Annotated in this window: 15 protein-coding genes; 2 read left to right on the forward strand and 13 right to left on the reverse strand. The window is 51.9% G+C overall.

Translation table 11 applies throughout. From position 1 onward, the window contains the following. Window positions 1-82: 82 nt before the first annotated feature. On the forward strand, window positions 83-1,147 hold the full coding sequence (locus ACO064_RS27510; RefSeq protein WP_421830400.1) for an AI-2E family transporter: 1,065 nt from the start codon (window positions 83-85) through the stop codon (window positions 1,145-1,147). A gap of 150 nt (window positions 1,148-1,297) precedes the next feature. Here the strand turns inward: ACO064_RS27510 and ACO064_RS27515 are convergent, their stop codons facing one another. The 12 genes from ACO064_RS27515 to ACO064_RS27570 form a co-directional block, all read right to left on the reverse strand. Further along, a complete protein-coding gene (locus ACO064_RS27515) occupies window positions 1,298-1,810 on the reverse strand; it encodes a dihydrofolate reductase family protein (RefSeq protein WP_421830401.1) in 513 nt (170 codons plus the stop codon). Window positions 1,811-1,868: 58 nt separating this feature from the next. After that, a complete protein-coding gene (locus ACO064_RS27520) occupies window positions 1,869-2,708 on the reverse strand; it encodes a helix-turn-helix domain-containing protein (protein WP_421830402.1) in 840 nt (279 codons plus the stop codon). Between the two features lie 197 nt (window positions 2,709-2,905). After that, window positions 2,906-4,861 (reverse strand): glycoside hydrolase family 127 protein, encoded by a 1,956-nt coding sequence (locus ACO064_RS27525; protein ID WP_421830403.1) that lies wholly within the window; start codon window positions 4,859-4,861, stop codon window positions 2,906-2,908. 12 nt (window positions 4,862-4,873) lie between these two features. Then, window positions 4,874-8,218, reverse strand: a complete 3,345-nt coding sequence (locus ACO064_RS27530) for a UvrD-helicase domain-containing protein (RefSeq protein WP_421830404.1) — start codon at window positions 8,216-8,218, stop codon at window positions 4,874-4,876. Window positions 8,219-8,317: 99 nt separating this feature from the next. Further along, window positions 8,318-8,851, reverse strand: a complete 534-nt coding sequence (locus tag ACO064_RS27535; RefSeq protein WP_421830405.1) for a hypothetical protein — start codon at window positions 8,849-8,851, stop codon at window positions 8,318-8,320. A 15-nt stretch (window positions 8,852-8,866) separates the two neighbouring features. Further along, complete coding sequence (gene hisC / locus ACO064_RS27540) at window positions 8,867-9,979, reverse strand: histidinol-phosphate transaminase (RefSeq protein ID WP_421830406.1); 1,113 nt, start codon at window positions 9,977-9,979, stop codon at window positions 8,867-8,869. A 17-nt stretch (window positions 9,980-9,996) separates the two neighbouring features. Beyond that, window positions 9,997-10,374 carry a type II toxin-antitoxin system VapC family toxin gene (locus ACO064_RS27545; RefSeq protein ID WP_421830407.1) on the reverse strand — a complete coding sequence of 126 codons (378 nt, stop codon included), beginning with the start codon at window positions 10,372-10,374 and terminating at the stop codon, window positions 9,997-9,999. Further along, window positions 10,371-10,598, reverse strand: a complete 228-nt coding sequence (locus ACO064_RS27550) for a hypothetical protein (protein ID WP_421830408.1) — start codon at window positions 10,596-10,598, stop codon at window positions 10,371-10,373. Before ACO064_RS27550 ends, ACO064_RS27545 begins: the two co-directional genes overlap by 4 nt. A 42-nt stretch (window positions 10,599-10,640) precedes the next feature. Then, window positions 10,641-11,909: a histidinol dehydrogenase gene (gene hisD, locus ACO064_RS27555; protein WP_421830409.1), complete on the reverse strand. Its 1,269-nt coding sequence runs from the start codon at window positions 11,907-11,909 to the stop codon at window positions 10,641-10,643. 79 nt (window positions 11,910-11,988) lie between these two features. Beyond that, the gene (hisG, locus tag ACO064_RS27560) at window positions 11,989-12,849 is read right to left on the reverse strand and encodes an ATP phosphoribosyltransferase (RefSeq protein WP_421830410.1); all 861 of its coding nucleotides are present in this window, start codon (window positions 12,847-12,849) and stop codon (window positions 11,989-11,991) included. Between the two features lie 122 nt (window positions 12,850-12,971). Further along, window positions 12,972-14,015, reverse strand: a complete 1,044-nt coding sequence (locus ACO064_RS27565) for a N(4)-(beta-N-acetylglucosaminyl)-L-asparaginase (RefSeq protein ID WP_421830411.1) — start codon at window positions 14,013-14,015, stop codon at window positions 12,972-12,974. An 84-nt stretch (window positions 14,016-14,099) separates the two neighbouring features. Beyond that, window positions 14,100-14,855 carry a hypothetical protein gene (locus ACO064_RS27570; protein WP_421830412.1) on the reverse strand — a complete coding sequence of 252 codons (756 nt, stop codon included), beginning with the start codon at window positions 14,853-14,855 and terminating at the stop codon, window positions 14,100-14,102. A 96-nt stretch (window positions 14,856-14,951) separates the two neighbouring features. On the opposite strand from ACO064_RS27570, the gene ACO064_RS27575 reads away from it, so the two are divergent. Beyond that, window positions 14,952-15,791, forward strand: a complete 840-nt coding sequence (locus ACO064_RS27575; RefSeq protein WP_421830413.1) for a sugar phosphate isomerase/epimerase family protein — start codon at window positions 14,952-14,954, stop codon at window positions 15,789-15,791. A 32-nt stretch (window positions 15,792-15,823) separates the two neighbouring features. On the opposite strand, the gene ACO064_RS27580 is transcribed toward ACO064_RS27575, so the two are convergent. Next, window positions 15,824-16,693 carry an AraC family transcriptional regulator gene (locus tag ACO064_RS27580; protein WP_421830414.1) on the reverse strand — a complete coding sequence of 290 codons (870 nt, stop codon included), beginning with the start codon at window positions 16,691-16,693 and terminating at the stop codon, window positions 15,824-15,826. Between the last annotated feature and the right edge of the window lie 43 nt (window positions 16,694-16,736).

Genomic DNA, 16,736 nt, shown 5'->3' on the forward strand with positions numbered 1-16,736 from the left:
AAAGGTGATCTTATTCCAATTTACCTAAACAAAAACCAAGGGGAGTGGTGTTAATTAGATATATTACCTATTTCAACCGCCGATGGCCACCATTTATACCCCCAAACAACAGCGCGTTCTTTTAATTGTCAGTCTGATTATTATTGCCGGTTTTATCTTGATCGGACTGCGTCAATACACCATTGCCCTCCTGGGTTCCGGGATTATTTATGTCATTTTTCGTCCCTGGTTCACGAATCTGGTTCATAAACGGAAATGGAACCGCTTGCTAGTCACCATTTTACTCATCCTTTTTTCGGTTGTGGTGATCATCATGCCGTTTCTGGCGCTGAGCCTGTTGCTGATCAACCGGATTCAGTACTACAGCCAGCATACGGATCAAATTCTGCAATTGATCGAAAAACTGGAAAAAGCCACCGGGATTCAACTGACCAACCAGGCTAATATCAAGAATCTGGTACAGCAGGGTGCCGGTTTTGCCAGTCAGCAATTTCCTTCGATCTTGAGTGGTACTCTGGATGTTATTATTTCGCTGGGGTTGCTCTACGTTGGTTTGTATTTCATATTCATGGAAGAAGAGAAGTTTCTGAAGGGGCTGAGGAAATACCTGCCTTTCGAAGACGACACGCTCGACGAGCTGGGAGAAGACCTTAAAAACATGGTGAATGCCAATATTTTGGGGCAGGCACTGGTTTCTCTGGTTCAGTCGGTTTTAACCGGATTGACCCTCTGGATTTTTGGGGTGCCCGACGCAGCTTTTTGGGGAACGGTCGCCTTCTTTTTTGCTTTTATTCCCATTCTCGGAACGCCCATTGTCTGGGGACCTGCCGGTATTTTGATGCTTTCACAGGGAAATACCGGCGACGGAATTGGCATTCTGGTGGTGGGTGCGGTGGTGATTATCAACGTCGACAATCTGCTCCGGGTCATGCTGGCCAAGCGCATGGGCGATGTCCATCCGTTTGTCACCTTGACCGGCATCGTGCTGGGGGTACCCATCTTCGGCATTTTAGGTCTGGTCATCGGTCCGCTCTTGCTGGCCTATTTTATGGTTCTTTTCAAGGTCTTTGAACGCCAGAACGGCAAGTTGCGTCTGGAAGCCGCCAGAGAAGAAAAAGTGCTGGAGAAAAAAGCGGAGCGGATGTAAAGTAGGTTTAAATAGAAATCATAAATGAAAAATGATGAAGGTCGAATGTAAATGTGCTGGACCAGCCAATCCTTTTACATTTTACATTCATCATTTTTCATTTATGATTCATTTGTTTCAGACTAATTGAAACGTTATTTCGGCCGGTTTTTAGCCTTTTACATAATGTAACTCCATGAGTCCCCGCTCGTAGGTTTTGGTTTCTACCAACTGCCAGGGATGCGGTTTTTCCGTCGGCTGGAACATCGGAATGCCTTTTCCCAGAATAATCGGATGGACAAATACCTGAAGTTCGTCGATGAGCCCGGCTTCGAGTAAAAGGGCGTTGATCTGCCCACCACCCACCAGGAAAATGTCTTTCCCAGCCTGTTGTTTCAAATCCTGAACAAACGCCACCACATCGTCTGTTACAAACTGCACATAGGGTGCTTCGGGAGCGTTGGGATGGCGGGTAAAGACATAATTCGTCTGAAGCTTATACGGAAAATCAGGAAAGGTATCGATCAATTTGTACGTTTCATTCCCCATCAGTGTCGTATCGACGGTTTCCATAAACGCGTCGTATCCAAACTCTCCCTCAGTAAACAACCAATCGATTTCGCCGTTCGGTCCGGCAATGTAACTATCTAAACTCGTCGCGATGTACAGTATTACCTTTCTCATTGGAATTGTTTTTTGAGGCAAAAGTACACGATAGCGTCACCGGAGAATTGTATAAAAATTACCCATGATTGGCTGATGCCCGGATGTAACAGGGTGATGCGGGGTCGATGACGCCCGCCAGAACATGGTTTCGGTAGTCGCCCGGAGTCAGATTCGTCAGGGATTTGAAGAGGTGATTGAGGTGGGCCTGGTCGAAAAAACCGTGCTGGTGGGCGAGTTCCGTGAGCGACTGATGCGGTTTCTGAGCTAAATCGGTCGCGAGATCGTTGAGCAGTCGGAGGTGCAAAAAACGTCCGGGTGAAATACCGATGTGCTTTTTAAACGCCAGCGTGAGCGATTTCGGGCTGATTCGGAGGTCCTGGGCCAGCGCTTTGATGATTCCATCGTGCCAGTGGCTTCGCTGCAAAAAGTCAACTGCATATACCAAATAAGCCGGAATGTCTTTGTCGGTCAGGCGTTTGACCAGAAACCGTTCGAGCAATGCCAGTTTCTCATCGGCGGTTGATGCGTCCCGCATCCGTCCGTTGAGTTCATCCATCGACCGGCAAAAAACCGTACGCCCCGAAACGATTTGATTGGTGAGTTCCGACGCTGGAATTCCCGTCAGCGACTGCAAGGCCCAGGGTTTCAGAAAAACGCCGAAGGTTTCGTGCTGGCCCAATGTGACGGTTCGTTGCGGACGCGTATACAACCCGCTAACCCAGTTTTCCTCGTCCTGAACAATCAGCGCGTCGTTTGGATCGCTGACCGAAAAGTGTTCCGAAAAATTGAACATCAACTCGTACTGCAAAACGGGCAGGCAAATGTCCTGTTGATCGATGTGATCCGCCGAGATGTGCCAGAACTTGTGAACGAATATACGGAGAGATTCGGGTGGCTCCTGGACAATCACGTTCATGCGAATTTTTGGCGGTTTTTTCCGTCAACGCAGGCGGTTCCTGTTAAGTTTCTTCAGGAAGGAATTGGTGTAAACTGACTCTGAAAAATAATAAAATAAAAAAGTAACGCCGGGAGCGTTACTTTTCATGATTCGCTACGTCTAAGTTGACCGAATTTTAATATATGGAAAATAGCGCGGCAGTTTTTCAAATCCCATTATTTTCTTATTGAACCAAACCAAACTGCCATTTCAGTGGCGCCCCGGTTGTTCCAGGCATAATACGGAATCAGCGTAACCGGTTTTGCTCCCGCCGATTTCAAAACCGTTACACCACCCAGCAACTCTTTTCGAAATTCTGGCGTAAAAGACTGATTAATAGAAGTAGTAATGCCAAGTGCCTGCCCGTTGTTGTCTACTCCTTCGGCACAATACACAATCGGCCCCCGCTCGATGGCCACTTTCCCTTTGGTCGCTTTTACTTTCTCGTTTGCGACAACTTCACGAACCGGCATATCAAATGTCAGCGTCAGCACATCACCGGTTTTCCAGGTTCTGTACAATTTCAGATAGCCTTTTTCAACCGAAACCGGTGTCACTTTTCCATTAATTGTCAGCTTAATCGAAGGCGCGTTTTGCGTCGCATACCGATACAGATCCCCCGGCATGGGCTGGTTGGTGGCCCAGCCCGGAACGCGAATCAGGAGCGGGAAGGCCACGGCTTTTTTGGGCGAAACCGTCATCTTGATGGCACCATCCCAGGGATAATTTGATTGCTGCTGAATAGTGACCGGCGTCTCGTTCATTGTCACCTCCGTCTGGCTATCGGCAAAAAGGTTAACATACAGCTCGTTGTTGCGAAGGGCGTAGATATAACCCGGCAGCGACGGTAAAAACCGGGCGACATTGCTCGGGCAGCAGTTGATGCCGAACCAGGGCGAGCGCCGGGCTGGTTCGCCGTTGCTGAAGTCTTTTTTGCCGTTCGATGACATCGGATTGACGTAAAAAAACGAGTTGCCTTCAATCGAAACACCCCCCAGAAAACCGTTATACAACACCCGCTCGAAAACGTCCATGTACTTCGATTCGCCGGTCAACAGAAACAATCGGTGGTTCCAGAGCAAATTGGCCGTGGCCGCACAGGTTTCGGCATATGCCGCGTCGTTGGGCAACACATACGGTTCGTCAAAAGCTTCGCCGTTTTCACGCGCACCGACGCCCCCCGTAATGTACTGCTTGCGGGTCGTGGCATCTTCCCAAATTTTCATGACCGCATCCAGAATCGGCTGGTCGTGCTGAATGGCCGCCAGATCGGTCATGGCCGCATATAAGTATTGCGCCCGGACGGCGTGGCCAGCCGCTTCGGTTTGTTGGACCACTGGTTTCAGGTCCTGAAAATAAGTTGGACCCAGGTTGTGAGCATCCTGATACAACGACCGTTTATCGCCCCGGCCGCGCATGTCGACGAAAAACCGGGCCAGATCGAGGTAGCTTTTTTCACCGGTTAAGCGGTACAATTTAACGAGGGCGATTTCCGTCTCTTCGTGGCCCGGCACCACGATCATCTGTCCCGGTTTTGGGCCGATGGTTTTGACAAGGTGGTTGGCATTCTTGATGGCGACATCCAGCAGCGTACGTTTGCCGGTAGCCTGAAAATGGGCGATGGCGGCTTCGTAGAGGTGCCCCACATTATACAGTTCGTGACTGCCATTTTCGAACGAATACCGGCTTGGGCCGGCAATCCAGTCCTTCAAACCGGTGCTGTCTTTGAAAATCGTCCGGATTGTGTAAATGTAGCCGTCGGGTTCCTGAGCGGCCGCAAAGAGCGTAATCAGGCTGTCGAGGTAGCGGTCAAGTTTCGGATCATACTTGTTCTGGAGCGTATAGGCGGCTCCTTCCACGACCTTATACACGTCGGATTCATCGAAGCGAATGCCGTTGAACGTTCCCTTTTTCAGACCACCGGCCACGGCAAAATTGTCGAGTTTTCCGGTTTCTTCGATTTTATGAAACGCGTGCGGAATGGTGACGTTGCGGGCCGCTTCCAGGCGGTTATACCAGAATCCGGACTGAATTTTGACCTTGGAAAGCGGAACGGCGGTGATCGGATATTCCTGCGCAAAAGCGGCCTGCGTGGCTAAAAGAACCGATAAAAACCAAAAAGAATACTTCATAGGTTGAGCTGATTAAGTCAATTTAAGAACCGTGCCATTCTGAATGAACACCAGCCAGCCTTCCACTGAGGCATGGCCCATTTGATGATAGAGCTTCATGAAAGACCGCATTTTGGCCTGATCATTTTCGTCGGACTCTTCCGTCAGGTAGTTCACCAGAACCACTTTTCCCGGAAACTTGACCACCCGGTTGGGGCCATTCCGCTGCGGTTTTCCGTTTAAACCGGTGTTGACCAGAATCCGGCGGTTGTTATCCGCCCGGTTTGCCGGAGCAAAAAGTGGACTGATGTCGGGATGATTCAGCACGGTTTGCAAGGCTGACCACATCATATCCTGTTCCGACGCCCGCAAAAGCCCCTCGGCCACCATCCGCCGAATGGCGCGTTCAGTGTCTTCCGGTTTCTGAATCAGGGACAGGGCCGTACAGACTTTTTGCCGCCACGCCCGGCTTTTTTCAAAGGCTGAGGTGTCGATGGTCCGTTCGATGCGCCGGAGCCGGAGCGGTTGGTTTCCTTCGCGGTTGCCAACGGAAACCGCGAAAGAATCACTTAGGGTTAACGAATGTTTGGTCGGTTGGGTTACAAAATCGCACAGTGGATAGCTCATTTTCCCTTCTTCCCAAATGGGATCGCCCCGCAAATCAGTGAGATAGGTGTAGAGCCAGAAGTCGATGCCATTGGCATTTTTAAAGCTGCCGTCTTTGGCCGTTGGCGAAAAATCCTGCTTGGCCGCGATGATGTACAGCCGGTCGGTGGGGCGGGTGAAGGCCACATAGACCAGATTCATGCACTCGACAAACGTCCGGTACAGTTCGTCCTGGTACTGATCCGCCAGGGGTGTTTCGTCCAGGTCTTTTTTGATGGTGATTGATGCGGTTTGCAGCCGCCGGATTTCCTGGTGTCCCAAACCCGGAATGGTCAGTTCGTCCACCTCACCCAACGGCCACAAATCAGCCCACATGGTCTCGTTGTTACGCGGTTTATACGACCAGTCGGCATACGGAATGATAACGACGGGGTATTCCAGCCCTTTCGATTTGTGGATCGTCTGGATCGTGACGGCATTCTGATCGGCCGGGGTGCTGACCGACACTTTCTCCTGGGCGGTTTCCCAATACTTCAGAAAATCCGTCAGGTGACTGCTGTACCGGCTGCTGTAGGTCAGGACCTCGTCCATGAACCGGAACAGATAGGCACTATCCCGCTCATTTTCGTAGAGGTCGAAATAATCGGCCAATTTTTCGCACAATTCATAGATGCTGAGCTGCTGTAAAGCCGTCGGGTCGAGTTTGGCCTTGTCGATTTTTGAGACCAGCCCGAAAATATCTTCCTCATCTTCCGCTTTGGCCATCTTGTCCATGTACTCCATCCAGGCGGCATCGGGAAGGTTGGGGTTGATGAGCCGGTGGTACAGAAACAGCATATCGTAGCGCACCATCCGGTTTTCGGGCTGGTGCAGCAGTTGCAGCAGCGAAACCAGAAACCGCACCCGTTCCGACGATTGCAGCGTCAGCGAATCTTCTGAGGTGAGCGGAATGTCGTTGGCTTCCAGATAGTCGGCAATGCGCCGGGCGTTTTTCTTGAACCGGCACAAAACCGCTACATCGCCATACTGGTAGCCATCGGCCACGGCTTTCTGAATCAGTTGCAGGGTTCGCTCTACCATCTGCGCGTTGAAATCCGGCTCATCGACGTCCGCATTTTTTGCCGCAAACCGGTCCGGTTTTTCAATAAAATCAAGCTGAACGTGACCGAGTACACCCGCTTTGGCCGATGCCTGTCGGAATTGCTCATCGAACACTTCCGTTACCTTTTGGAAATCCGTATCAGCGTAGAAATCTGCCATGAACCGAAAAAAGCGGTTGTTGAATTCCACGATGGATTCTGCACTGCGCCAGTTGGTGGCCAGCCGGTCGGGTTGCAGGTGGTATTGCAGGCCCGACAACCGCTCAACCGTCATGTCACTGGTTTCGTGCGCCGACAAAAGCGAATCCAGTTTGCCGCTGTGGAGGGCGACGATCTGGTCCATGTCGCCCCCGCGAAACCGGTAGATGGCCTGCTTGGCATCGCCCACGGCGAGGTTAAACCGTTGGTAGGCTAAGTTATTGTCAATTAGCGGTAAAAGATTGACAAACTGAAGTTTTGATGTATCCTGAAACTCATCGATGAGGATGTGGTGAAACTTCTCGCCGAGTCGTTCGTAGATGAAGGGAACTGGTTCTTCGGTTACCACTTTCACAATCAGGCGGTTGAATTCCGAGATGTGAATCCGGTTTTGCTCGCGCAACAAATCGTCACACTCCTGTTTGATTTGCTTTAGCAGAGCCACTTTCTGCAAATGCTGTTCGATGGCTCCGAATGTCCGGTAGCGCAGAAGACTGTCCTGCCGGAGTTGTTCAATTTGCAGAATATATTCCCGCAGTTGTTCTTTAATAGCCTCAATCTGAAGTTGTTCCGGTGTCAGATTCTTCTTGCCCGAATGCCAGATGTCGTCGTCGATGGCTTTCCGCACATAGGAATTGGGATCTTCGGGGAAAGAAAAGAGCGAAGTTCGCTTCTTGAAATACGCGCCGACGCCTTTGTCGCCGTAATAAAAGGCCTTTTCGGGAATACCGGCATCCTGAATGAGTTGGTACCCTTCCTGAGCCAATTGCTCGATCATCGACTCAATTTCCCGGTTTTTCTCGCGCAGGTTGCGCCGAATGGTCCGGAAATTTTCGGGATTCAGTTCCTTGAGTTTCTGCACGAACTCGTAGTTCCGGTCGCCCAACTGGCCTTTGGAGAAATCGGCGAGCGTACCGGCGAGGCTATACCAGCTTTTTCCGTCGGACGCGTTATCAAGGTAAAACTCTTCCAGGGCTTCCGACAGATAGGGGTGATCTTCCTGGCCCACCTTCTCCAGCAGCCGGTCGATGGCCGTTTGCAAAACCGCATCGGTATCCATTTCGACCTCGAAACTATACGGCAATTCCAGATCGTCGGTGAATGCTGTCACGACGCGCTGTACGAAGCTGTCGATGGTCAGAACGGAGAAAGAAGAGTAGTCGTGTAGAATGGAGTGGAACGTCAGCCGCGCCCGGTTTTGCAGTTCAGAAGGTTCAAGCTGTAATTCGCTGGCTAATTCCGTAAGCTGGGAGTTCAGGTCGCCGGAGGTGATTTTGCGAAGTTGCTCCAGAATCCGGTCCTTCATATCCCGCGCTGCCGCGTTGGTGAAGGTCACCGCCAGAATATTCTTAAACTGGTGGGATTCAAAGCCTTTGCCGGATTGGGAACGGTCCCCCAGCGCCAGTTTGAGGTATTCTTTGGTCAGTGTATAGGTCTTCCCCGATCCAGCCGATGAACTGAAGATTTTGAACATAGAGGAAAGATAATTGATGGGAACGCGGATTAAACGGATGGAACGAATTTTCACAGATTAAAATTAGAATCCGTTCAATCCGTGTTCCCATTCAAAACGTCATAAATTCAGTCGTATCCCCAATCCGGATTGCAGACCCATGAAAAACGGAGCGGGAATCACTTCGACGTAAGCCCCGGTTTCGAGAAAAACGGAGAAAGGTTTGTTGGGCAGGAAATACTCCAGACCCGCAACGCCCGAGCCGCCAATCGAAATCGTGTTGTCGTAGGCATTCACGAGGCTAAACTGATCCGGATAATACCGTCGGCTGTTCAGTTGTCCGCCAAAGCCAAAATAATAATGCAGGGTTTCCGATTTGCCAATGCCGCCGTGCCAGAGGTAATGCCCCTGAACCGTAAAACCGACATTCTTGTACATCCCTTTGCGGTAACTGCGCCGGTTGCCATAAATACCGCCGTAGGTGCCGACATTCAGGTCGAAGGCGTGGTTTTCACCGAAATACTTCCGGATGTTGACGCCAGCCGGTTCGCCGATGCGGAAGCCGATGGCCCAGTTGTTGGTTTGTGCAGTGGCCCGCTGACTAATTGCCAAGCCAACCAACAATACGATCAGCAGAGAAAAATTTCTTTTCATACGATTTATTGATACTTAAACGGTTGTAGTCAAGCGATTTGCGTACGTTTTCAGCATGGCCAGCACTTGTTCGTTTTCCGAAGGTGTTCCGACGGTAATGCGCAAACAGCCTTCGCAGAGTTTAACCCGATGCCGGTCGCGAACAATAATTTGCTGGTCGATGAGGTAGTCGAAAACCGCTTTGGGATCGTCAAACTTCACCAAAATGAAGTTGGCGTCTGAAGGATAAACGTGACGAACCAGCGGTAAATTGAGCAGTTTCGCAATTAATTCTTCCCGCTGGGCCAGAATTTGGGCCACCATCGCATCTTTGGTTGGTAGCTGATTAAGTGCTTTCAGTAACAACTGCTGCGTTGGGCCGCTGACGTTATACGGCGGTTTTATTTTATTCAGCACCTCGATCAGGGCTTCGGACGCAAAGCACATGCCCGACCGCAAGGCCGCCAGCCCCCAGGCTTTCGAGAAGGTTTGCAGAACCACCAGATTGGGGTACTGATCCAGCAAAGCCGTGAACGATTCGGTATCCGAAAAGTCGATATAGGCTTCGTCGACCACCACCAATCCGTTGAAACGGGTGAGCAGCGTAATGATTGCTTCCCGGTCGATGAGGTTACCGGTCGGGTTGTTGGGCGAACAGACGAACAGCAGTTTCGTCCGGAGCTGAATGGCCTCCAAAACCGCCGGGACGTCGATCTGAAAATCAGTCGTCAGCGGCACTTTGATCAGTTGGACGTCGTTGATGGCCGCACTGACTTCGTACATCCCATAGGTGGGCGGCAGAATCAGGATGGAATCCGAACCGGGTGTGCAGGTTGCCCGAACCAGCAGATCGATCGGTTCGTCGGAGCCGTTGCCGATGAAAATCTGCGTGGGCCTGACGCCTTTGATCGGGGCCAGTTTGGCCTTGATCGCCAGTTGGTGCGGGTCGGGATAGCGGTTATAGTGATCCTCCGAAGCCGACCCGTCGAGTGTCGACCCAGCGAGTGTCGATCCATCGAGCGTCGATCCGAATGCGTTTTCGTTGGCGTCCAGAAAAATTCCTTCTTTTCCGGTGTATTCGTCGCGGGCGGAGGAGTAGGGCGTCAGCGTGATGATGTGGGGGCGGAGGATGGTATTGAGGTTAAACATAAAATAAAAAAAAATGCTTACGTAATCGATTGTAATGAAATTACCTGCAAACCCGATATATCTTCGAAGTCGGCGGTATTATTCGTTAGAACGGGTAAATTATACAGCAAAGCCGTCGCGGCAATGATGGAATCGGCCAAGGAGCGTTTGCGCTGTTGACGTAAACGAATGGCTTCGGTGATTATCGGATCATTGATGGCAAAAGATGGGACAATCTGAAAGAAAACTTCAAACTTTTTCTGATCTTCTGGGGTGAGTTTATGATATCCTAATGTTTCAATTTTAGTAATCATTGAAACCCGAAGACTCTGTTGGTTTATTTCCAGATAGTCTCGGAGGACACCAAACTCCGATTGGATAGAATAAATAACAATATTTGTATCAATAATCATCATTCACGTCCAGGTAAAGGTCGGTCGGCACGGATTTGTCGTTGCCATTCTGATGGATCACCATATTTCTCGGCAATTCCACTTTTGGAAAGTTCTTCTAACACATCTCTCAGTGAGGGCCTTACGTGTTCCTTTTTTTCCAGCACCCTGCCATTCAGTTTAGGAAGTAGTGACAGTAAAATGGCTTCATCTTCTGGGGAATCTATTTCAATCAGTAGCTGGCTCATGCTTTTCGTATTTTAAGCAATATAACAAATCTATTGCCAACCTCATTCCAGACTCGCCAGCCGCAGACTCACGGCGCGCTTGTGGGCCAGCAAGGATTCGGCTTCGGCCATGGCCTCAATCGTGGGTCCGAGGTTGCGAATGCCTTCCGATGAAATGTGCTGTACGGTGATTTTCTTGACGAAACTGTCGAGCGAAACCCCACTGTAGGCGCGGGCAAAACCGTTGGTCGGCAGAGTGTGGTTCGTGCCGGACGCGTAATCACCCGCGGATTCGGGGGTGTAATTGCCCAGAAAGATCGACCCGGCATTGGTAATGCGGTCGGCCACGGCTTCGGCGTTTTCAATACTCAAAATCAAGTGTTCAGCGGCATAGTCGTTCAGCAGATCGATGGCGTCTTGCTGGGTTTCAACAAGAATGGCTTTGCTATTTTCGATGGCTTTGGCGGCCAGGTCGCGCCGGGGCAGGCGTTCCAGTTGTGTTGTTAACGCCAGATTGACCGTCGTCACCATTTTTTTACTTGTCGATACCAGCAACACCTGGCTGTCGGCACCGTGTTCGGCCTGCGACAGCAGATCGGCGGCCACGAAAGCCGGAACGGCGGTGTCGTCGGCATAAACCGCCACTTCCGACGGCCCGGCGGGCATGTCGATGGCCATGCCTTCCTTCGCGACCAGCATTTTCGCTGCCGTGACGTATTGGTTTCCCGGTCCAAATATCTTGTAGACTTTCGGGATTGAGGCTGTTCCATAAGTCATTGCCGCAATGGCCTGTGCTCCACCAACCCGGAAGAGCTGGGTCACACCCACCAGTTGGGCGGCATACAGAATCGCCGGGTGATCGCTGGGTGTACAGAGGATAATCTCTTTGCATCCCGCCAGTTGCGCCGGAATGCCCAGCATCAAAACCGTGCTGAACAAGGGAGCCGTTCCGCCCGGAATGTATAATCCAACCTTCTCAATGCCCACACTCCGACGCCAGCAGGTGACGCCCGGCATGGTTTCGATCTTCTCGACCGGTTGCCGCTGTGCTTCGTGAAACGTCCTGATGTTCTGGTACGCCTGTTGAATGGCGGTTTTCAGTTCATCGGAAAGCTGGCTTTCGGCGGCTGCGAGGTCGCCGGGCTGGAAGGGCAAACCGGTGTAGGCGATTTTGTCAAATTTCAAAGACAGTTCCGCCAGCGCCTGATCACCCTGATTCCGAACCTGTTCCAGAATGGGGGCCACCGCTTTTTCAATCGTTTCGGTAGACTGCACCGGCCGGGCCAGCAGCGCAGGCCAGTCGGTGCGCGGAGGAAAAGAAAGGATTTTCATGAGAGACGAGGGACGATCGACGATCGACCATTGCCAATCGACAATGGTCAATGGTCAATGGTCAATCGACAAGTCTATATCAATAAATCATTTTTTCGATGGGAATCACCAGAATGCCCTGCGCTCCGGCGGAACGGATGGCTTCGATGTTTTCCCAGAAATCGTTTTCGTTGATCACCGAATGCACCGAACTCCAGCCTTCGGTCGCCAGGGGCGTCACCGTGGGGCTTTTCATGCCCGGCAACAGCGATTTGATCTGATCCAGGGCCGCGTTCGGCGCGTTGAGCACAATGTATTTGTTGTTCTTGGCGGCCTGAACGGCTTTGATCCGGAAAAGCAGTTTGTCCAGCAGACTCTGTTTTTCGGTCTCCAGCGTCGGACGGGCAATCAGGATGGCTTCGGAGCGGAAAATAACCTCCACTTCTTTCAAGCCGTTACTCAACAGCGTACTGCCGGAACTGACAATATCGCAGATGGCTTCGGCCAGCCCGATGCCCGGCGCAATTTCAACGGAACCGCTGATGACGTGAATATCCGCCGAAATGTTCTGCTCGCGCAGGTAATTCCCCAGAATGAGCGGGTAGGAAGTCGCAATGTTTTTGCCGCTCAGGTCCTGAATGCCGTTCCATTCGTTTCCGCGGGGAATGGCAAGCGACAGGCGGCATTTGGAAAAACCGAGCCGATGGACGGTGTCGATGTTGCGGGCCGATTCGACGGCCACGTTTTCACCGACGATGCCCAGATCAGCCACGCCGTCTTCGACGTAACCCGGAATATCATCGTCGCGCAGGAAAAGAAACTCGGCGGGGAAATTCGATGAAACGGATTTCAGCTTGCCGGTGCCGTAGTCGAAGCGGATGCCACACTCTTTGAACAACTGGTACGAGTCCTCGCTCAGCCGCCCGGACTTTTGTAATGCAATACGAAGGATAGAAGACACTTTGAATCGGGTCTGGATTTGAAAGCGCAAAGGTACGAAAAAAACGCACCGCATAGCCGCCACTACCGCAAGATCGGCGGATTTGCTGAAAGCGGTTTTTCGGAGAGGACGTTCAGCCCGGATCAGCTAAAATAGCTTTCGGCTTTGTACACTTTGTTCTGAACGCTGGCCGAGGTGACCGTATAGCTGAATCCTTTCTGCACCGAAAACGCCCCCACCTCACCCCGGCGGTTCAGGGCGATGAACCCGACCTGAAAGTCTTTGGCCTTCACAGGATCACGCTTGATGATTCGTTCGACGGCCCGCCGACAGGCTTCCGTGGGCGTCATTCCCTGGCGCATAAACTCAACGACCAGGTGCGAACCACACATCCGGATCACTTCTTCGCCCTGACCCGAGCAGGTAACGGCACCCACTTCATTGTCGACGTACAAGCCCGCGCCGATGATGGGCGAATCGCCGACGCGCCCCCGCATTTTGAAGCCCATGCCGCTGGTCGTACACATGCCCGACAGATTCCCGGCGGCATCGAGCGCCACGGTTCCCATCGTGTCGTGGTTGGGCGTTCCGTCCTCTAGTTTGTTGGGTGCGAAGGCTTTTTTGCTTTTGGAAGGAGACGGTTTTTGATTTTCGACGTTGATAATGGGTTTGTATTCGGATTTTTCGAGCCATTTCCGGTAGGTCTTATCGGCATCGGCGGACAGGGTGCCGGGTTCTAGCACAAAACCGTTGGCCACCGCAAATTGCTGTGCGCCTTCGCCGACAAGCATGACGTGGGGCGTGGTGTCCATTACTTTCCGGGCCACCGAAACCGGGTGTTTGATTCGTTCCAGAAACGCCACGGAGCCACAGTTAAACTGATCGTCCATGATGCAGGAGTCGAGCGTAACGCGCCCATCGCGGTCGGGATTACCACCCAGTCCGACGCAGCAATTGATGTCGTTTTCAATGGCAATACCGGCCTGCTCCACGGCGTCGATGGCTTTGCCGCCACCTTGCAACACCGGCCAGGCACCGCCATTGGCGATGGTGCCACTGTCCCAGGTAGAAACCACCAGGGGTTGACCCGCGATTCGACTACCCGTTAAACCCGGCAGGCTCTTCAGGCTAAAATGAGACAGTGGAAATAAAGCTCCCAAACGGAGAAACGAACGCCGGCTTTTCATACTAAAATGAAGAAATGTCAATGAAGGTGAAACTGGGCTGCAAGTTAACAGCAAAGTAGTTTCAAAAAACCGACGGACCGTCCTTTAGAGTGAATTGTAGTACGCAAATACGTCCATCAAGGCCGTTCGGGTTTTTAAATCCGGTTTTTTTTCCTTCAAATACGCAGCGATGGGGTCTTCTTTGTCTTTCATGATGCTCAACAGACCTTTGCGGCCGGGTGAGAATTTGGTGAGCGTTTTGCCGTCGCTGGTATACCAGATGGCTTCCTTGATCAATTCGGTATCCTTCGATCCGGTGCTTAAGGCGACGTTGTAGGTGGGTTTCTTGACGTAAATCTGGTGGCGGATGAGGAGTTTCAGCTTTCCGTCGCTCACCTGTTCGAAAAAACCGCGAACATCCGCCGGGGCACCGGCTTCGGTGGCATTGATGAAAGTCGTCGTCTGTCCCTTCTGTTCCATGGTAAACTGTTTCACGCGTTCGCCACTGACGGCTTTCACGGTTCGGTTGTCCATCAGAAATTCGAGGTCGTTGGCTGTGATGTTGTAGCGAACAGGTACGTTGACCAGCTCCTGAATCGGTTTAACACCCGGTTTGGCGATGTTCTGGTAAAACAAAACCGTCGTTTTGGCAAAGGCGGTATCCAGATAGGGGTAGCCCAGAATTTTCCCTTCCGGCCCGGCCATGGTGTAAATAGGCGTGATGTCGTAATTCGACGCACGGAAATAAGCCCCCTGATTCAGCAGGTCGCGGGTCACGTTGGGAATCTGGGCCTGAGCACCGGAAAAAAAGCCGGTCAGGAGAAACGACAGAAAGAGTAAGGAGCGTTTCCGGGTATTCATAAACGGTTGCCGATGTGGTTAGGGTCGCAATATGAACAGTAAATCGGGGCCTTTCAAGACTTTTTACAGAAACGTACATTCTCAATCAATCACCGAATGAAAAATACCGTAGTCGTTTTGTTATTTCTGGTTAGTCTGGGGCCGGTTTTTGCCCAGAAGAAGTTATTTCCGCAGGCCCCCGGCATGGTGTCATATACCTATCGACACAGTTTTCAGAAAAACGTGGCGGCCACGCTCGATACGATCAAGGCACTGGGAATCACCGATATGGAGTTCTCGAATCTGTTCGGAAAAACAGCCGCCGAACTGCGCAAACTCCTCGATGAGCGCGGCATGAAGTGTTCGTCGTTTGGCGTGGGCTATCCCGATGCGCTCAACAAAACGCAGGAAGTGGGCCAGAATGCCAAAACCCTCGGTGCGAAGTTTGTCCGTGTGGCCTGGATTCCGCACGAAGGCCCGTTTACGCTCGATATGGCCAGGAAAACCGTCGCCGATTTCAACCAGATTGGCAAGAAGCTGAAAGACGATTTCGGGATCATGTTCTGTTACCACAACCACGGCTTCGAGTTTCAGAAACACGAGGACGGAACCCTGTTCGATTATATCGTTCAGCAAACCGACCCGAAGTATGTGGGCTTCGAAATGGACATTCTGTGGACGGTTTTTCCGGGCCATGACCCCGTTGCGCTGTTGAACAAATACGGCAAACGGTTCAAGCTGATGCACCTGAAAGACCTGCGCAAAGGAATTGTCGGCAACCTGTCGGGTGGCACGCCGGTGGAAAACGACGTGGCCCTGGGAACGGGGCAAATTGACCTGCCAGCGGTTCTGAAAGCCGCTAAAAAAGCGGGGGTCGAACACTATTACATTGAGGATGAGAGCCCCAGCATTGCCTCCCAAGTGCCGCAGAGTATTGCTTACCTGAAAAGTCTGTAAGGCTGCTTTAGCAGTGCCGGTTTCGGCAACGGTTACACCCCACGTAACCGTTGCCGAAACCGGGCGGGGGTAACGCCCTGCTTTTTTCGAAACGCCTGGACAAAATAGGAGATGTTCTCAAAACCGGACTGTTCGCTGATGAACGTAATGCTTTCATCGGTTCGGGTCAGGAGGTCACAGGCGTAGCGGATGCGCAGGTCGGTGACAAACTGCGTGAGCGTTTGCCCCATTTGCGATTTGAAATACCGGCAGAACGCAGCCGGATTCATGTTGGCTAATTCGGCAATTTCCGCCAGCGAAACGGGTGCTTCGACCTGCTGCATCAGGTGTCCGATCACCCGGCTGAGCCGCTCACTTTGCCGGGTTACCTGCTGATTGGGAACGTAGCCCGGAGCGATGGGCAGCACGGCTTCGGAGTGGGCAATCTGGTCGAGGATGTGCAGCAAAGCGGTCAGTTGCGCCAGCCCTTCGTTTTCCAGCAAGGCCACGAGCTGGCGGGCCACGTCCGTCCGAAGCGGTTCCAGGAGTTTCAGGCCGATGCCGGCCCGGTTCAGGAGCCGCTGAATCGGTTTGGTTTCGGGGAGTTCCCAGAACGGCTCACCCGCAAACTGGGGCGCAAACCGGGCCACAATGGCTTCGGCCGGTGCCGGATTTTCTGCTTCCGGATGCACCACATCATTCTTCCAGTAGTGCGGCAGGTTAGACCCCAGCAACACAATCTCTCCACCGGAAAACCGCTCGATGGTGTGTCCGATAAACCGCATGCCGGTACTGTTTACGACGAAATTTAATTCGATTTCCGGGTGAAAATGCCACGGATTGGTAAAAAACGGCAGCCGCTCGTGTCGTAAGTCGAACGAGCGGTGGGGTTGTTGCGGAACCAGGAGACGATCAGGGCGCATCGGGTGATGAATGAGGTATGATTTGCAACTTTTTTCAGAATAA

The sequence above is a fragment of the Larkinella sp. genome (assembly GCF_965227735.1).
Classification (GTDB): domain Bacteria; phylum Bacteroidota; class Bacteroidia; order Cytophagales; family Spirosomataceae; genus Larkinella.